Source organism: Lysinibacillus sp. RU7, assembly GCF_057837305.1.
On the sequence record NZ_JBYQFK010000034.1, the window covers coordinates 1 to 15112 of the forward strand.

A 15112-nucleotide genomic window follows, 5' to 3' on the forward strand; every position below is an offset into this window, starting at 1 on the left:
TGGGGTATAGCCAAGCGGTAAGGCAACGGATTTTGATTCCGTCATGCCTAGGTTCGAATCCTAGTACCCCAGCCATTCGCGGAAGTAGTTCAGTGGTAGAACACCACCTTGCCAAGGTGGGGGTCGCGGGTTCGAACCCCGTCTTCCGCTCCAATATTCTCTGGCGGCTTAGCCAAGTGGTAAGGCACGGGTCTGCAACACCCTTATCACCGGTTCAAATCCGGTAGCCGCCTCCAGAATTTTATTGAAATCGGGTATCCGGTTTTTTTTTATCTCAATTTTGCTCTAATAAAATTATGCCGGTATGGCGGAATTGGCAGACGCGCACGACTCAAAATCGTGTTCCTCTGGAGTGTCGGTTCGACCCCGACTACCGGTATCATGAGACTGCTTGCCAATGCAGTGAAATCAACGTTTCTTACACATTGTAAGGAGCGTTTTTTTGTTAAGGAAATTATAAAATGTCGCATTGTGGATAACGGTTGTTGAAAAGAGCATCTACGTCTAGGCAAAAGCGCCATCCCCTCGCCACGGTTCGACTCCCTCCTACGTGTGGCAAGCACACTTGTCGGGATTCTCTAGCGCGTGTCGGGGATGAGCAGGCGCTTTTTTATTTATCTTAAATACGATTCTTACATAAAATCGTATGCGTATAATCTATCCAGAAATTATAAATCATTAACATAACAAAAGTGATCAAAGAGATTGATTTTCAAACAGCTTTTTCTTTTGTATTTCGCAATTGAAATGTGAGCCATATCGCAATCGAAATATTAGAACATTCTGGTGGATATAGGTGGACAAGATTATCGAGGTAGCAAAGTTTACCGGTAGGCTTTACATGGAGCCTCTGCGAGTATAATTCAAGCTTAATAGGCGTAGTAATAAGGAGTTAACGCCCGAACAAAGGTATCATGCCCTCCACTCCAAATAAAGCTGAGGTGTGTATCTGAAAAATACACAGAGGTTTAAGTGGATTACTGGCTCAGTTAATAAATGGCTCACTATTGGGTTGCGATATACAGGGGTGTTTTCACTTGTTGTAAAACACCTCTTCCCACGTAGATATAGTAACGTCAATAATTGTATTCGACTGTTCATTTTGGTGCATTAGCTCCTCCTTTCATGAATTTCTTTGATGATAATTTACTCCTCCGTAGGTGATTATTTCTTTATTTATAACAATGGTTGTTATTGTTCTTTTTAAAATATGGTAAATATAGGATTTGAGTAATAGTGAAATAATTCCATAATACCTCCTTTCTTACTTTCCCTGCCACCAGGGAGGGAGTAGAAACTACCTCTTTATATAATCTTCTAATGCTACCTTATTATTTACTTATTTCTAATTATTATCAAAAAATTACTCGAATGAGTCTAATATTCATTAGAAAAAGTACTAGTATAGAAAAAAATTTACAAATAATTTATACTATTAACATATTAATGTGGTATTATTATGATTTTTTATTAAATTAAAAAAGGCAAACTTGTCGAAAGATAAGGACGCAAAGCTGCGAGTCTAACATCCTTCTGGATAATGATAGTCGGGTTGCCAAGATCATAAGTGATTGGTTGGCTATCCCAATTATTATAAGGGATAGTTTTTTTTTGTTTAGAAAACGTTAGGGAATAGGTGCAATCAGTCGTAGTGACGGGTGGAATGTTATCTTGGTGTAGTCGTTTGAGTAGCATTCACATAAAAACATGCAAACGCTATCAATGGAAGGATAGCTAACGATAAAAAGGAGATTAGAGATGATAGTCGTTGATAAACCAAAATATAAAATGGCCATTTATGAAGCAAAAAAAGAATTACATGTTCAAATACAAGGATTTCTTAAAGCGGAAGTTGTAGAGGAATATTTAAACGATTTGCAAGAGACATTGGCAAAAGTACCGAAACATGCGTATACATTTGTTGCAGATGGCACTTATCAATCACCTGTTCCTTCAAAGATTTCGGCAGAGCTAGGGCAAACACTCATGTTTTATGCATCACTAGGTTTCAAAGATATTGTGATTGTCAATCCACGCTCTAAAATTGCATATGTGCAAGTGCGAAATGCTTTAGAGGGAGTTAACTTCCCAGGAAAAGTAGTAGACAATGTTTCGCAATTAGCAATGCGTTAGTCTTGAATGAACTATAATGACATCTTAGAGAGGAATTTTACCATGCAAACGATTGAAGCTTTATATACATATGAACTCCTTACAAAGGACCAGTCCGATTTAATTGAAAAAGCAGCAGCGTGTATCGCAAGCACATTTATTGGAGTAGATGTTGCTGGCAAATGGGTGCAAGAACCAATCATTGGGTACGCCTTAGAATTACCTTACGAAGATTTTTATCAATTTACAAAGGAATATATCGAGACAAATGCTCACCAAGGCTACTGTGCTGTTGCGCTAGATGAAGAGAAAAATGTGGTAGGTGCACTCGTTGGGGATACAAATGCCCTTGAAATTATTGAAGGGGATATTTTTGACGGCACGTTTGCTGATATGAATGTAGTAATGCGTGTATTAGAGGATATCGATATTCGTTTCCTAGAAGATTATAAAAAGCGCTATGGGAAAGATATGGAAGATGGAGAAATATTGCATTTATTTTTATTAGGTGTCATTGCGGAGCATAATCGTCATGACATTGTACAAAGTTTAAGCGATATATTAATCAAAAGAGCAACAGAAGAAGGCTTACGATTGGTGTTAGGAGAAGCGACAAATCCGAAGTCCATGCGTTTGATGGAGAAGTATCATGGCATGACAAAATATGTAGACGTAGAAGGAAACTATATTGTTCATAAATATGAAAACAATGAGCGGTTAAACCATATTCCACCGACTGTAGCAGATGGCATTTACATCATTGTAAAAGAACTTTAAAATTTCATCGTTAATACATTAGTAGAATAGGAGATTTTTTTTTCATGGAAGCGATTATGCTGGGGATTATTATAGTTTTATTATGTACATCGTTGTATTTTGCTTACCAATATTTTTCGCTTAAACGTCATTCTGATATAACGCATGAGGTTATAAATGGAATGGGGGAATTATCAGTAGATCAAGTAACAGCGCAATTTCATTCATTCGCAAAAAATGTGAATGAAAAAGGTGAGAACCTGACGGAACATGGAGAATACGCAGCTGAGAAGGCTGATATTGTAAGGGCCGCAATCGATGAGGTAGGGAAAGGGTTGAAAAAGCAATTAGTCGCTACTGAAGAGAGCTCTACTTCGATCGAAGATATGACAGAAGCGATTGAAGAACTATCTATCAGATCAAATCAAATTTCAGAACAATCGAATACGACGTTAGAATTGACGCAAGAAGGTAACGAAAAGTTAAAAGATTCGATGATAAAAATGGAGCAATTTAATCAAACGATTAATACAACATTTGATGCCATCAATATACTTGGGGAAAAATCGCACGAAATTGGTATGATTGTAAAAGTCATTACAGGGATTTCAGAGCAAATTAATTTATTAGCATTGAACGCAGCGATCGAAGCAGCCCGTGCAGGTGAACACGGTAAAGGGTTTGCTGTAGTTGCTGATGAAGTGCGTAAATTAGCTGAACAATCACGTCAGTCAGCTGCTGAAGTATCGAATATTGTAAAAAATATTCAAGAAGAGACAGACAAAGTTGTCACATCAATGAATCAAGGAACAGAAGAGTTTGCACAAACGAATACAACTATTTTAGAAATTGGCACGATGTTCGAAAAGATTGTAGATACTATAAAAATTATTGCTGACAATAATGCGAATTCATCTGCAAGTACGGAAGAATTATCGTCAAGCTCTCAGCAAATTATGGCTGCTATGAGAGACATTTCGTTCATTTCCCGAGAATCAGTTGAAATGTTTGAAGAGCTAGTTGAAATTAGCGATGATGAATTAAGTACAATGCAAAAACTAGTTCAAGAGGCACAGAGTCTTGTCGATTTACAAGATGATGCAGAAAAATTACTTTTAGCATTGGAGCAAGGTAAGGAAACGATTAAGTAAAAGCAGGTTCATAAACATAACGAGAGTTCTCATTCATTTGAGAGCTCTTTTTTGTTTAGCTTCTATATGATTGGAGCAGTAGAAAAAGGAAGAGCCTCATAATAGATAAGTACAGATTGTTAGTTAATGTTAAATTTAATTTAAAAATAAATATGATATTTGTGTAATCATAATGAATATACCTTCATATTGTATATAATGTTGAATAAAATTAAACTTAGTGGAAAGTTCTGTTGAATAAGGAGGAGTAATTTGGAAAATGAAGAATATTAGGTAATAACATAATACACGGTGAGCTAATGGTCATGTATAAACCTTATTGACTTCCAATACGATGATATTTATTAGGGGGAACTAAGATGTGGAAAAATGTTAAAAGGGGAACGGCAGTAGCACTACTAACAGGGGGACTTCTTTTTGGCGGAATTAATGCATCAGCTGCTACGTTTAAAGATGTACAGCATCAGTATTGGGCAAAAGAGGAGATTACCTTCTTAGTCGAACAAAGCATCATTAAAGGTTATAAAGATGGCACATTCCAACCAGAGAAAACGATTACGAAAGCACAAGCTGCGACAATGCTAGTGAGAGCGTTACAGTTACAGACAACGAATAATCCAGATCCAGCCTTCTTAGATGTATCCAAACAGCATACAGCTTACAAAGAAATTACAGCAGCAGTGGCGGCAGGTATTTTTCCAGCAGGAGGACATTTTAATCCGAATGAACAGTTAACAAGGGAAGCTGTAGCAGAAGCTATTGCCAATGCTTTTAAATTAGAAAGTATAGGGCAATTTGAATTTAAAGATGTGCCTAAAACAGCTAAAGGCTATCAAGCAATAGTCAGTTTAGCGGAGCATGATATTGCAAAAGGGTATTCAGATGGCACATTTAAGCCAAATGAAAAAGTAACGAGAGCGCAGTTTTCAGCTTTTATGGCGCGTGCATTGAGTGCAGACTTCTTGCCAACACAATATAATATTCCGTTTAACGTAAACCCGGCTGTGATGTTATTTAGCAATGCTTTAACGAATCCTAGCGAAGCACAAAATCTATTTGTTGATCATAAATTTGATGTAGCTGTGTTGGCGAAACAACTAAAAAATCTGGAGTTAGTGGAAGTAAAAGAAGTAGCAAGGTTAAACGGGGAAGTAGAATTGGCTGTTACAGTGAAAGCGGAATTGGTCCATCCTGAAACGAGTGGATTCCTAAATGAGGGGAAAAACCAATTATATATGTTAATTACACGTAACGGTTATATGGATTATAAAATTGCCTCCATAAGTAAGAACCCACATTTATATGGGGATGACGGCATTCAGTTCACAACAGACGATGCACAGTCCCTTTTTGAAGAAGCACAACAAGGCTATTGGTATGTAGTGATGGGGGGCGAAGGAAAACGAAATGAAGCAACCTTTACTTATGAAGGGGTAGATTACCGCTACATGGGCGAAACGCTCAATACGATGGAAAAGTTACAGGCGTATTTAGGAACGGTATATACAGGTGAACAAGTAGAAGAATTAATTAAAACATTAGGGATTATTGAACGTAGCGGCTTTTTAGCACAGCCGAATGCAGATGGAGGAAGCTTATTAAATTGGTCCAAGGCAATGACTAAAGAAACTGTACGAACAGCAAGTATGAGAAGCTACGAAATGATGGTCCCAATTGGAGTAGAGGGAGAATACGAGACACTCCTAGGGGAACTCCACTTTGTAAAAGGAAAGGGCTGGCGCGTGCATCGTCTTGAAACAAAAGCAAATCATGAGCCAGTTGCCTTAACATCCGAAGAGGCATTAGCACTGTTTGAGCAATCACAAACGAGTTATTGGTATGTCGTAAGTGGTGGTGAAGGGAAGCGAGATAGCTCCGTCTTTACTTATAACGATCAATATTACCGTTACATGGCCGAAACATTAAATACAATGGAGAAGTTACAGGCATATTTAGGGGCAGTCTACACAGAAGAACAAGCAAATCATTTAATTGAAACGTTAGGGATCATTGAATATAAAGGCGTGTTAATACAGCCAGATGCGGATGGGGGAAGTTTATTAGACTGGGGTAGGGCAACGATTAAAGAGCTTTCAAGTACAGGGAATGTAAAACGTTTCGAGATGATGGTGCCAATCGGTGAGTCAAATGAGTTGGCGAAGTACGTTGGTGAACTCCATTATATTGAAGGGCTAGGCTGGCGTGTGCATAAACTAGCAGCTAAATAAAATAAAGGGCTTAGAGATTTCAGCTAAGCCCTTATTCATTTATATCTTTAAAATAGCCATATATTTTACATAGATTAATAAGGATATTTCATTTAAAATTAACACATACATGTCATATTGATAAACGGTAAGAAAGCTTACTGTAACAAGGATTTACAGTTGTTATTTTACGATTATGAGTATAACATGAGAACGAATGAAAGTAGGGTAAACAAAATGAATGCAAAAACAAATATGAAATGGATGGAAGCAGCTAGCTATGAGGAAATGAGTAAGTTAGCGGCAGATTTGTTTAAAGCACAACTAAAAGAACATAAACAAAGTGTATTTGGTATGGCTACAGGGGGGACACCAGAAGGCTTTTATAAAGAGTTAGTTGCTAGCTATCAAGCGGGTGAAATTTCGTTCGCTGAGGCCACATCGTTTAATTTAGATGAGTATATTGGTATAGCACCTGAAAATAAAGTGAGCTACCACTATTATATGGACGAACATTTATTTAATCATATCGATATGAAACGTGAAAACATTCATGTACCAACTGGTAATGTAGTAGACGTTGAACAAGCGGCTACTGATTATGATGCGGCAATCGAAGCGGCAGGTGGCATTGATATGCAGCTTTTAGGCATTGGTGTGAATGGACATATTGGCTTTAATGAACCAGGTTCTTCATTCGAAGCAGGTACAAACATTGTGGAGCTAACAGAGTCAACACGTGAGGCGAATAAAATTTACTTCGATCAGCCAGAAGATGTACCGACACATGCAATTACAATGGGCATTAAAACGATTATGCAATCGCGTAAAATTGTGCTATTAATTTCAGGTGTTTCTAAACAGGAAGCATATGACCGCTTGCGTTCGGGCGAAGTAACAGAAGACTTCCCAGCAAGTGCACTGCACAATCATCCAGATGTAACGGTTATTTATACAGGTGTGAAATAATGAAAATAAGCAGGCCGCTAGCGAGCCTGCTTGTTTTATTTTTTGTTCGATAATATCACACCACAAATAACAGCGAGGCCACCGATGACTTGTGCGATGCGTAAATCTTCACCGATGAATAACACTGCAAAAATAGTAGCAAAAAGCGGAATAAAATTCAGATAAATACTCGCCTTATTTGCCCCGAGTGCTACGACGCCCGTGTTCCAACTTAAAAAGGCTACAATGGATGCGGCAATTCCGACATAAAAAATAGCGCTAATTGTACTGAATGACCATACAATCTCAGCTGATGTTGTCGTTAATTCATAAATTGTAAACGGTAATAGCATGAGTGCACCTAATGCGATTGTCACGAGAAACGTGGAGTAGCCTGGCAAGCGTCCAGCATATTGCTTGACGAGAAGGGAGTACACACCCCAACAAACGACAGCTACAAGGACGATTAAGTCACCTTTATTAAAGGAGAAGGCAAGTAAGCTTTCAAGTGAGCCACCGGAAATAATGAAGGCAACACCTGTTAATGATAGCGCTGTGCCGAATAGCTGAAATTTGGATAAACGTTCTTTCAAAAAGATAAAGGATAATATGTAAATAATAATCGGTGTCGATGAATTCATTAAAGAGGCATTAATCGACGTTGTAGAATGGAGCCCGATATAGACAAGTGTATTAAAGCAAGCAACACCTGTCATGGCCATCATAATGACAGCAGGCCAATGTGCTTTGATCATAGACCATTCTTGTTTTGTACGGCTATAAGCGATCGGTAAAAAAATCATAAAAGCTACACACCACCGTAAGAAAGCGAGTGTAACAGGTGGTATATCTCCCGTTACAGCTCGTCCAATCACAAAGTTACCACCCCAAAGCAATGTGGCAAGGACGAGCAAAAGCTGTGGTGGGAATTTCATAATAAAAACTCCTTTTTAAAATTATTTCGAAAACTCAAATACAATTATAGGAATAGAACATTACATAATGCAATGCACTACATATGTTAAAATAACAACATCAACAAAAAGGGGGAATGAGGCAATGAAAATACGCCCAAAAAGAATAAAAAGCGGAGATACAGTAGGGCTCGTAGCGTTAAGTAGTCCATTAAAAATGGAGCAACTACAAGCGAAAATAGATTTTATTGAATCATTCGGTCTTCATTATAAGCTAGGACAAACTATTGGGATGTCACAAGGAATGCTTGCTGGGACAGATGAAGAACGAGTGGAAGATTTACATGCGATGGTGCAAGATGAAGAGATAAAAGCCATTTTCTGTGTGTGCGGTGGTTATGGGGCAGGACGGATGGCAGACAAAATCGATTATCAATTAATAGAGGAAAATCCAAAAATTATTTGGGGCTTTTCAGATATTACGTATTTACATACGGCTGTTAATGAGTTTGCGGATGTCGTGACATTCCATGGACCGATGCTATCAAATGGGCTAGAGCCACTTGACGCGCTATCCGCTAAAATGTTTCAACAATTATTTACACCAATCGAAATGCAATATGATGAAATGATTAGTCCACTAGAGGCGTTATCAGATGGCATCGTTCGCGGCGAGCTAACAGGTGGCAATTTAAATCGTTTAGTCAGTACACTCGGTACGAAATTTGAGTTTGATGCGCGCGGTAAAATTATTCTTTTAGAAGATATTGGGGAATCGCTTGAGCGAATTGATGGGATGATGAATCAGTTACGTTTAGCACGTAAATTAGAGCAAGCGGCAGGCTTTATCATTGGAAGCTTTACGAATTTAGGGGAAGGGGAGACGCATGAGCAAGTAGTTGAGATTATGCGAGACTATTTAGCCTCGCTTCAAAAGCCGGTTGTTTCAGGATTTATGATTGGTCATTGCACCCCGAATATCGGTATTCCTCTAGGCGTGGACGCTATTTTAGATGCAAATGAAAAAGTATTGCGTATTTTACCTGGGGTGGAATAAGTAGAGCGTGACTGCACGAAGGCGGTCACGCTCACTTTGTTACGGGTGTGAAAATAATCAAAATTACCGAAGTAACCTTTAGCAATAGTTGGTCATTTGTTAAAGGTAACCGGAGTAACAGGTGATTGGTCATCGGTTTGCATATAGCATTCAAGTTGTGAAATATGCAAAAAAGCGAAAAACACCCGTAACAAACTCGGTTTGGAGTTTTAACGACTCCTTCTATAAATTCTATACGATTTCATACAGTCTGAAAAGCTTAATATATCAAGTCTTTTTCAATTTTTATCATTCATTGCATTTCATACAACCGTATTTAGTTGTAGTCAAACCCGTAGTCAAAAGTTCATGTACTGCTCAAACTTTTTGGTAGCTTCTTCTTTCGCTTTGTTCGTGACATGAGTGTAAATGTTCATTGTAGTTTTTACATCACTATGGCCTAATCTATCTTGTACTTCTTTCAGCGAGGCCCCAGCTTTAAATAATAGGCTACAATGTATATGGGTAGGGCTTTTATTAGCTAACTAAGTCAAAGACTATAGATATGAAAGTTTTAATCCTACTCCAACTTCTCCTAAATCAGTAACTGTCGAAAGAGCTATTTTCGAGTGTAAATCTGTACAATGGCAAGCATGAAGCTTAGTAGGTTTAAGATTTTTTATATAATGAACTGTATTATCTAACTGCTCTTTAGTTGGATTCAATAGGTGAAATCCTCCGATAATATCAACGACTCTCTCTTCTTGACATACCTCTTTAGCATATTCAATAATGTTACATATTCCAGCATGTGCACATCCTACGATAATAATTAACCCTTTTGAAGATTTATAAACAATTGCTGAGTCATCCTCAACAAAGTCGTCAATACTCCCCTGATTTGTAACAACTTGACCTATCGAATCTTTGCCTTCAAAATCAAATATTCTTTTAATTTCCCCTAAAAACACCAATCTATCTGTTAACCATAATGGTTCTTTAGTTAATTGGACTGGAAAGTGTCTACTTAACTTTTCATGTGATAAAATACTCCCTATCTCTCCTACAGGATCAATTAGTTTCGTGTTAAAAACCAATGGATGCCCAATAATCTTGGGAGTATTGTGGTTTATTTCTTCATTTTTAGCTTCCATATGTAGTCTAATTAAATGTGTCAGTCCCCATGTATGATCCACATGTCCATGTGATAAGGCAACATAGTCGAGATTTCTTAAATCAATTCTCATTTTATCTGCATTCTTTATAAAGGCATCTGAATATCCAGTATCAAAAAGGATACGTTTATCATCTTCTTCAATAAAAAAAGATAGCGCAGGTTCCCCTAAAAAATAGCGATCAATTAAAGTATTATTATCTACCAAAACGGTTAATTTCATATAACATCTTCCTTTTTTATTAATTATAACTAAGTAAAGTAAGTTGTGTTCTATATAGTTAAACTTTTTCTAGAACAATAAAATTCATACATATTGAACTAAACTGCTCCGTTAGTTGAATAGCAACAATATTTTTTGAAAACATCCTAAATAAAAAAGATTGAAGCAATAAGCCTCAATCTTATATTTAAAATCTTGCCCCCGACAACGCTATTTTTGATAAATGGCATTCACTTAGCTTGGAATACCCTTGAAAAAGCCTTGTATCTATTGGTGTAACAGCGTTTTTATCGAAGTGTGTTACGAGTCTCACCGCCCCGAGCTTAGAAGTATTTCGAATCGTCAAAGTCTATTTGTACTTGATAGTTTTTCGCATTGATTGCGTTGGATAGGCGATGTGCTGATTTTTCCAGTTCGTTTGCCTTAACGCGGTATTCATTTGGCTCATATAATGCGACACGATAAAAGATCGTATCTCCTGAACCGTGGAAGAATGACTCTTTCTCAGATGAACCAAGGTCTTTATATAATGATGCTTGTGAACGAAGTTGAATCGCTAACTCAATCGCCTCAACGAGTGTATATGCTTCATTTTCAAACATAATCGTATTTTGAATATTCGCTTCGTAAATTAAACGGTCCAAAGTACGTGAATCATTGCGTATGTCTTGTAATTCAGCATCAATCACTTGTAAAGTGCGTTCAGGTACTTTTGGCTCTTCTCCTTTTTCTACAACAGTATGTGATACGCTATGAATCTCTGAGATTAGCTCTTGTTTCTTCTTATTTAAAATTGATTTTAGTTTAACGGCTTCTGCTAATGAAATCATAGAATCGCTCCTTATAAAGAAGTATGTCGTGACTCGGCAGAAAGTACATCGATTATGTAGTCGCCACCATTCACTTGCGTAAACATATTACCAGAAGATGTAAGGAGTTGTCTTGCATTAACCTCATCTATTGAGGGTGGTAAATAGAAAATGTGAAGAGCTTGTGTCGTTTCCTCAGTTGTTGCAGTACGAAGTGAATCGACAAATGGACTACCAAAGGCGCCAAGCTTGTCTCGCGAATACGGGATATTTTTTAGTACGTTATAACGACCGTTCAATCCTTCATATCCTGTTTCCTCATCGCCTAATGCAATGACAACATCTCCTTCGAGCTTTGCTATATCATAAATCCCAATAGGCATTTCATATTGCAATGAAAAGAAATTATTTAAGTCAACAGCTGAATGAACAGGTGTTAGGTAATTTTGTTTCGCGATTCGTCGCATTAAGCTTTCCGCAGAATGGCGATAACGATTTGGATCAGCACCAAGTGTTTTCCACAATGTACGCCATTCTTGAATACCAGCACGTTCCGTTACAGGTTTGTCTTGCATTTCCAAAAATAAATTTTCCTGATAAAGTTGCATGCGTCCTTTAATCATTTGAGGAGAGTGTGAGACCGTAATTTTGGTATAATGAATAATGCCGATTTTAAATTGGCTATGTTTTTCAATCAGTGATGCATCAAGTGAAATGTTCATGTAATCACTCCAACGTTTTTTTGTTAATTGTATCATAAGGAAGGTGAGGAAATGCGTATTGCAGAACTGCAACAAGAGCTGATTGCATATGCAAAATCCATCGGTGTAGATAAAATCGGTTTCACAACGGCCTCGCCATTTCATGAATTAAAAAATAGATTGCGCCGTCAGCAAGAGCTAGGATTTCAATCAGGTTTTGAAGAGTCTAATGTAGACTTGCGAACAGAGCCACTGCAGCTACTCGATAGCGCCGAAAGTATTATTGCGATTGCGATTGCCTATCCATCTAAAATGAAGGATGCGCCAGTTGGAAAGAAAGGGGAGCGCCGCGGTATTTTTTGTCGTGCTTCCTGGGGAGTGGACTACCACGTTGCTGTTCGCGAACGTCTGGCGAAAATAGAACAGTGGCTACTAGAGCGTGTACCCAATGTGTGTATTAAGTCGATGGTTGATACAGGTGAGCTAGTAGATAGGGCGGTAGCGGAGCGTGCGGGTATCGGTTGGAACGGAAAAAATTGTTCCATTATTACACCTGAGTTTGGCTCGTACGTGTATTTAGGTGAGCTCATTACAAATATTCCGTTTGCACCAGATACGCCGATTGAGGATGAGTGTGGAGATTGTAGGCTTTGTATAGATGTGTGTCCGACGGGTGCCATTGTAGAGGCAGGACAATTAAATGCACAACGTTGTATCGCGTACTTAACACAAACGAAAGGCTTTTTACCAGACGAGTTTCGGGGGAAAATCGGAAATCGTTTATATGGCTGTGACACGTGTCAGACGGTTTGTCCAAAAAATAAAGGAAAGGCTAACTGGATTCATACAGAATTCACGCCTGACCCTGAAATTGCCAAGCCATTATTAACACCGCTTTTGTCGATTTCAAATAAAGAGTTTAAAGCTAAATTTGGTCATGTATCCGGCTCATGGCGTGGGAAAAAGCCGATTCAGCGAAATGCCATTTTAGCATTAGCTCATTTTAAAGAAGAGGCGGCAGTGCCAGCGCTAATTGACGTGCTACAAAAAGATGAACGTCCCGTCATTCGTGGCACTGCGGCATGGGCACTCGGGAAAATTGGTGGTCCTGAAGCCGAACAAGCATTACAATGTGCGATGACACGTGAAACCGATATAGAAGTATTAGAAGAAATTCAAAAAGGATTAGCATTATTATAAGAAAGAGGTCTTTACTTTGCCGTTACATGTTGTTTTATATCAACCAGAAATCCCTGCAAATACAGGAAATATTGCACGTACGTGCGCGGGAACAAATACAAGCTTGCATTTAATTCGTCCGCTTGGCTTTTCGACTGACGATAAAATGCTAAAGCGTGCAGGGCTTGATTATTGGGAGCACGTCAATGTGGTGTACCATGATTCGCTCGAAGATTTTGTGGAGTATGCAAAGGATGGCGATGTGTATTTAATTGAAACATATAGTGATGAGCCATTTACGACACATGATTTTAGCGATACAGCACGTGATATTTATTTTATGTTTGGAAAAGAGACAACAGGCTTGCCGAAAGACTTTGCCTACGAGCGTCGCGATATGTGTTTACGTATCCCGCAAAGCGACCATATCCGGTCATTAAACTTATCAAACACAGCAGCCATTGTTATTTACGAAGCATTAAGACAACAAAACTATCCGGGATTAAAATAATTGCATAAAATAAAAAATGCCAGTTATCTTGAACGATAGCTGGCGTTTAAAATTATGTTATGAAGGATTAATCTCACTTATAGATTGGCTGCTTTTGTGCATTTGATTTGTTGCCGTTGCAGTATCATAAGCAATGAGAATGACGCCGAGCTTATTTTCAAGCGCTGTGATTTCTTCTAACTTGTCATTGCTAAGTTGGGCAAATGTATTGTTTTCCAAGATGTCACACCCTTTCTTTAAAAAATATTATGAACTTTTTTAAAGAAGGCTATACTTTTGAAAACTAGACTTCATCTTCAACAGTGAAAATAATACGAATACCGTTTGGATCTACTGTTGAAAATAGTTGCTTGCCACCGTATGCTGGTGCCTCATCGTATTGTTGAACCGTTACACCTGCTGTTTCTAATTTCGCTTTGACGGCTTGTGCATATCGTTCATCTTGTAATACGACAGTATATGATTTTAAGCCGACCGCATTTTCAGGTAATGCAGGACGACCAGCACTATGCCAAGTGTTTAAGCCAATATGGTGGTGATAGTTGCCAGTGGAAATAAATAGAGCTTGCCCGCCGTAACGACAGACCACATTATAATCTAATACATTCGTATAAAATTCCTCCGTTTTGTGAAGATCACTTACTGATAAGTGAATATGCCCCATCACTGTTCCTTTAGGAAGACCATTCCAGTTGCCATCCGCTTCAGCTAAAATGGGTTGGAAGTTTAGTTGTTCTGTGACCATATGCACGTAACCTTCTCCATTCCAAGTCCACTCATTTTCAGGACGATCTACATAAATTTCAATCCCGTTGCCATCTGGATCATTTAAATAGAGTGCCTCACTCACATCATGGTCTGCTGCGCCTAAACGAACATTATGTTGAATAAAATGTTGCACGATGTTGCCTAAGTCTTTACGAGTTGGTAATAATAAGGCAAAGTGATAAAGTCCTGTAAAGCCTTGTTGTGGAATCGCTTCTTTTACTTCTACTAAAGAAAGCAAGCTTGTTTGATGATCAAATGTTAAATAGGCTATGTTTTCTGTTTGTTTTAGGACTTGAAAGCCAATAATCGTTGTATAGTATTCGATGGAACGTTTTAAGTCAGACACTTTTAGCTGAACATGTGATGTATACAAATTTGGTTTTTGATGAAAGTGTGTAGTCATTGGATAGAAAAACCCCTCTTAGTTTATTTTTTGATAGTTACTTACTTTATGTAACTTAATATATGTATTTTATCTAAAAAAGTCAAGAAAAAAGACGACCGTTTAAACGATCGTCTTTTTAGGCGGATAGGAAAGTATAAGTTTCATGGATATCCTCCGCCGAAGAAAACACATCCACGCACTGTACGATAAAGCGAGTTGTGTTTTTCTAATCGGTGTA

14 protein-coding genes, 4 tRNA genes, 1 pseudogene and 1 riboswitch are annotated in these 15112 nt (G+C 38.1%); of the genes and pseudogenes, 12 read left to right on the forward strand and 7 right to left on the reverse strand.

Annotated elements, in window-relative coordinates; translation table 11 throughout:
• From AC3II9_RS19065 to nagB, 9 genes are all read left to right on the forward strand, one after another.
• Positions 1-75 (forward strand) — tRNA-Gln (locus tag AC3II9_RS19065).
• 3 nt (positions 76-78) lie between these two features.
• A tRNA-Gly gene (locus tag AC3II9_RS19070) sits at positions 79-153 on the forward strand.
• Positions 154-162: 9 nt separating this feature from the next.
• Positions 163-236: transfer RNA gene (locus tag AC3II9_RS19075), tRNA-Cys, on the forward strand.
• A 62-nt stretch (positions 237-298) separates the two neighbouring features.
• Positions 299-379: transfer RNA gene (locus AC3II9_RS19080), tRNA-Leu, on the forward strand.
• A 1094-nt stretch (positions 380-1473) separates the two neighbouring features.
• Positions 1474-1560, forward strand: a riboswitch (cyclic di-GMP riboswitch).
• A gap of 198 nt (positions 1561-1758) precedes the next feature.
• Positions 1759-2133: a hypothetical protein gene (locus AC3II9_RS19085; protein WP_489158006.1), complete on the forward strand. Its 375-nt coding sequence runs from the start codon at positions 1759-1761 to the stop codon at positions 2131-2133.
• A 42-nt stretch (positions 2134-2175) separates the two neighbouring features.
• Positions 2176-2889, forward strand: coding sequence for a hypothetical protein (locus AC3II9_RS19090; RefSeq protein WP_489158008.1), 714 nt, complete (start codon positions 2176-2178; stop codon positions 2887-2889).
• A gap of 44 nt (positions 2890-2933) precedes the next feature.
• Positions 2934-4019 carry a methyl-accepting chemotaxis protein gene (locus AC3II9_RS19095; RefSeq protein WP_489158010.1) on the forward strand — a complete coding sequence of 362 codons (1086 nt, stop codon included), beginning with the start codon at positions 2934-2936 and terminating at the stop codon, positions 4017-4019.
• A 359-nt stretch (positions 4020-4378) separates the two neighbouring features.
• A complete protein-coding gene (locus AC3II9_RS19100) occupies positions 4379-6247 on the forward strand; it encodes a DL-endopeptidase inhibitor IseA family protein (RefSeq protein ID WP_489158011.1) in 1869 nt (622 codons plus the stop codon).
• 234 nt (positions 6248-6481) lie between these two features.
• Positions 6482-7195 carry a glucosamine-6-phosphate deaminase gene (nagB, locus tag AC3II9_RS19105; protein ID WP_489158085.1) on the forward strand — a complete coding sequence of 238 codons (714 nt, stop codon included), beginning with the start codon at positions 6482-6484 and terminating at the stop codon, positions 7193-7195.
• Positions 7196-7230: 35 nt separating this feature from the next.
• Here nagB and AC3II9_RS19110 read toward each other — a convergent pair whose 3' ends face one another.
• Complete coding sequence (locus AC3II9_RS19110) at positions 7231-8109, reverse strand: DMT family transporter (RefSeq protein WP_489158013.1); 879 nt, start codon at positions 8107-8109, stop codon at positions 7231-7233.
• A gap of 124 nt (positions 8110-8233) precedes the next feature.
• Here AC3II9_RS19110 and AC3II9_RS19115 point away from each other — a divergent pair, with 124 nt between their 5' ends.
• On the forward strand, positions 8234-9145 hold the full coding sequence (locus AC3II9_RS19115) for a S66 peptidase family protein (protein ID WP_489158015.1): 912 nt from the start codon (positions 8234-8236) through the stop codon (positions 9143-9145).
• A gap of 338 nt (positions 9146-9483) precedes the next feature.
• Here AC3II9_RS19115 and AC3II9_RS19120 read toward each other — a convergent pair.
• From AC3II9_RS19120 to AC3II9_RS19135, 4 genes and pseudogenes are all read right to left on the reverse strand, one after another.
• Positions 9484-9648: pseudogene (locus AC3II9_RS19120) on the reverse strand (tyrosine-type recombinase/integrase); the annotation flags it as partial.
• A gap of 33 nt (positions 9649-9681) precedes the next feature.
• Positions 9682-10521, reverse strand: a complete 840-nt coding sequence (locus AC3II9_RS19125) for an MBL fold metallo-hydrolase (RefSeq protein WP_489158017.1) — start codon at positions 10519-10521, stop codon at positions 9682-9684.
• Positions 10522-10844: 323 nt separating this feature from the next.
• On the reverse strand, positions 10845-11351 hold the full coding sequence (locus AC3II9_RS19130) for a hypothetical protein (RefSeq protein WP_489158019.1): 507 nt from the start codon (positions 11349-11351) through the stop codon (positions 10845-10847).
• Positions 11352-11362: 11 nt separating this feature from the next.
• Positions 11363-12052, reverse strand: a complete 690-nt coding sequence (locus AC3II9_RS19135) for a B3/B4 domain-containing protein (protein WP_489158021.1) — start codon at positions 12050-12052, stop codon at positions 11363-11365.
• Positions 12053-12103: 51 nt separating this feature from the next.
• Between AC3II9_RS19135 and queG the strand changes: the two genes are divergently transcribed.
• A complete protein-coding gene (queG, locus tag AC3II9_RS19140; RefSeq protein ID WP_489158023.1) occupies positions 12104-13231 on the forward strand; it encodes a tRNA epoxyqueuosine(34) reductase QueG in 1128 nt (375 codons plus the stop codon).
• Between the two features lie 16 nt (positions 13232-13247).
• Entirely contained in the window at positions 13248-13721 is a 474-nt protein-coding gene (gene trmL / locus AC3II9_RS19145) for a tRNA (uridine(34)/cytosine(34)/5-carboxymethylaminomethyluridine(34)-2'-O)-methyltransferase TrmL (protein ID WP_391371617.1), read from the forward strand.
• A 57-nt stretch (positions 13722-13778) separates the two neighbouring features.
• On the opposite strand, the gene AC3II9_RS19150 is transcribed toward trmL, so the two are convergent.
• On the reverse strand, positions 13779-13940 hold the full coding sequence (locus AC3II9_RS19150) for a hypothetical protein (RefSeq protein ID WP_391371615.1): 162 nt from the start codon (positions 13938-13940) through the stop codon (positions 13779-13781).
• 64 nt (positions 13941-14004) lie between these two features.
• Complete coding sequence (locus AC3II9_RS19155) at positions 14005-14892, reverse strand: VOC family protein (protein WP_489158025.1); 888 nt, start codon at positions 14890-14892, stop codon at positions 14005-14007.
• Positions 14893-15112: the final 220 nt, after the last annotated feature.

What these genes read in the sequence shown, in the direction of transcription:
- AC3II9_RS19135 (WP_489158021.1), bottom strand. Translation starts at nt 12,052, where the DNA reads ATGAACATTTCACTTGATGCATCACTGATTGAAAAACATAGCCAATTT.
- AC3II9_RS19155 (WP_489158025.1), bottom strand. Translation starts at nt 14,892, where the DNA reads ATGACTACACACTTTCATCAAAAACCAAATTTGTATACATCACATGTT.
- nagB (WP_489158085.1), top strand. Translation starts at nt 6,482, where the DNA reads ATGAAATGGATGGAAGCAGCTAGCTATGAGGAAATGAGTAAGTTAGCG.
- AC3II9_RS19085 (WP_489158006.1), top strand. Translation starts at nt 1,759, where the DNA reads ATGATAGTCGTTGATAAACCAAAATATAAAATGGCCATTTATGAAGCA.
- AC3II9_RS19110 (WP_489158013.1), bottom strand. Translation starts at nt 8,109, where the DNA reads ATGAAATTCCCACCACAGCTTTTGCTCGTCCTTGCCACATTGCTTTGG.
- AC3II9_RS19090 (WP_489158008.1), top strand. Translation starts at nt 2,176, where the DNA reads ATGCAAACGATTGAAGCTTTATATACATATGAACTCCTTACAAAGGAC.
- AC3II9_RS19125 (WP_489158017.1), bottom strand. Translation starts at nt 10,521, where the DNA reads ATGAAATTAACCGTTTTGGTAGATAATAATACTTTAATTGATCGCTAT.
- AC3II9_RS19095 (WP_489158010.1), top strand. Translation starts at nt 2,934, where the DNA reads ATGGAAGCGATTATGCTGGGGATTATTATAGTTTTATTATGTACATCG.
- AC3II9_RS19115 (WP_489158015.1), top strand. Translation starts at nt 8,234, where the DNA reads ATGAAAATACGCCCAAAAAGAATAAAAAGCGGAGATACAGTAGGGCTC.
- AC3II9_RS19100 (WP_489158011.1), top strand. Translation starts at nt 4,379, where the DNA reads ATGTGGAAAAATGTTAAAAGGGGAACGGCAGTAGCACTACTAACAGGG.
- queG (WP_489158023.1), top strand. Translation starts at nt 12,104, where the DNA reads ATGCGTATTGCAGAACTGCAACAAGAGCTGATTGCATATGCAAAATCC.
- AC3II9_RS19130 (WP_489158019.1), bottom strand. Translation starts at nt 11,351, where the DNA reads ATGATTTCATTAGCAGAAGCCGTTAAACTAAAATCAATTTTAAATAAG.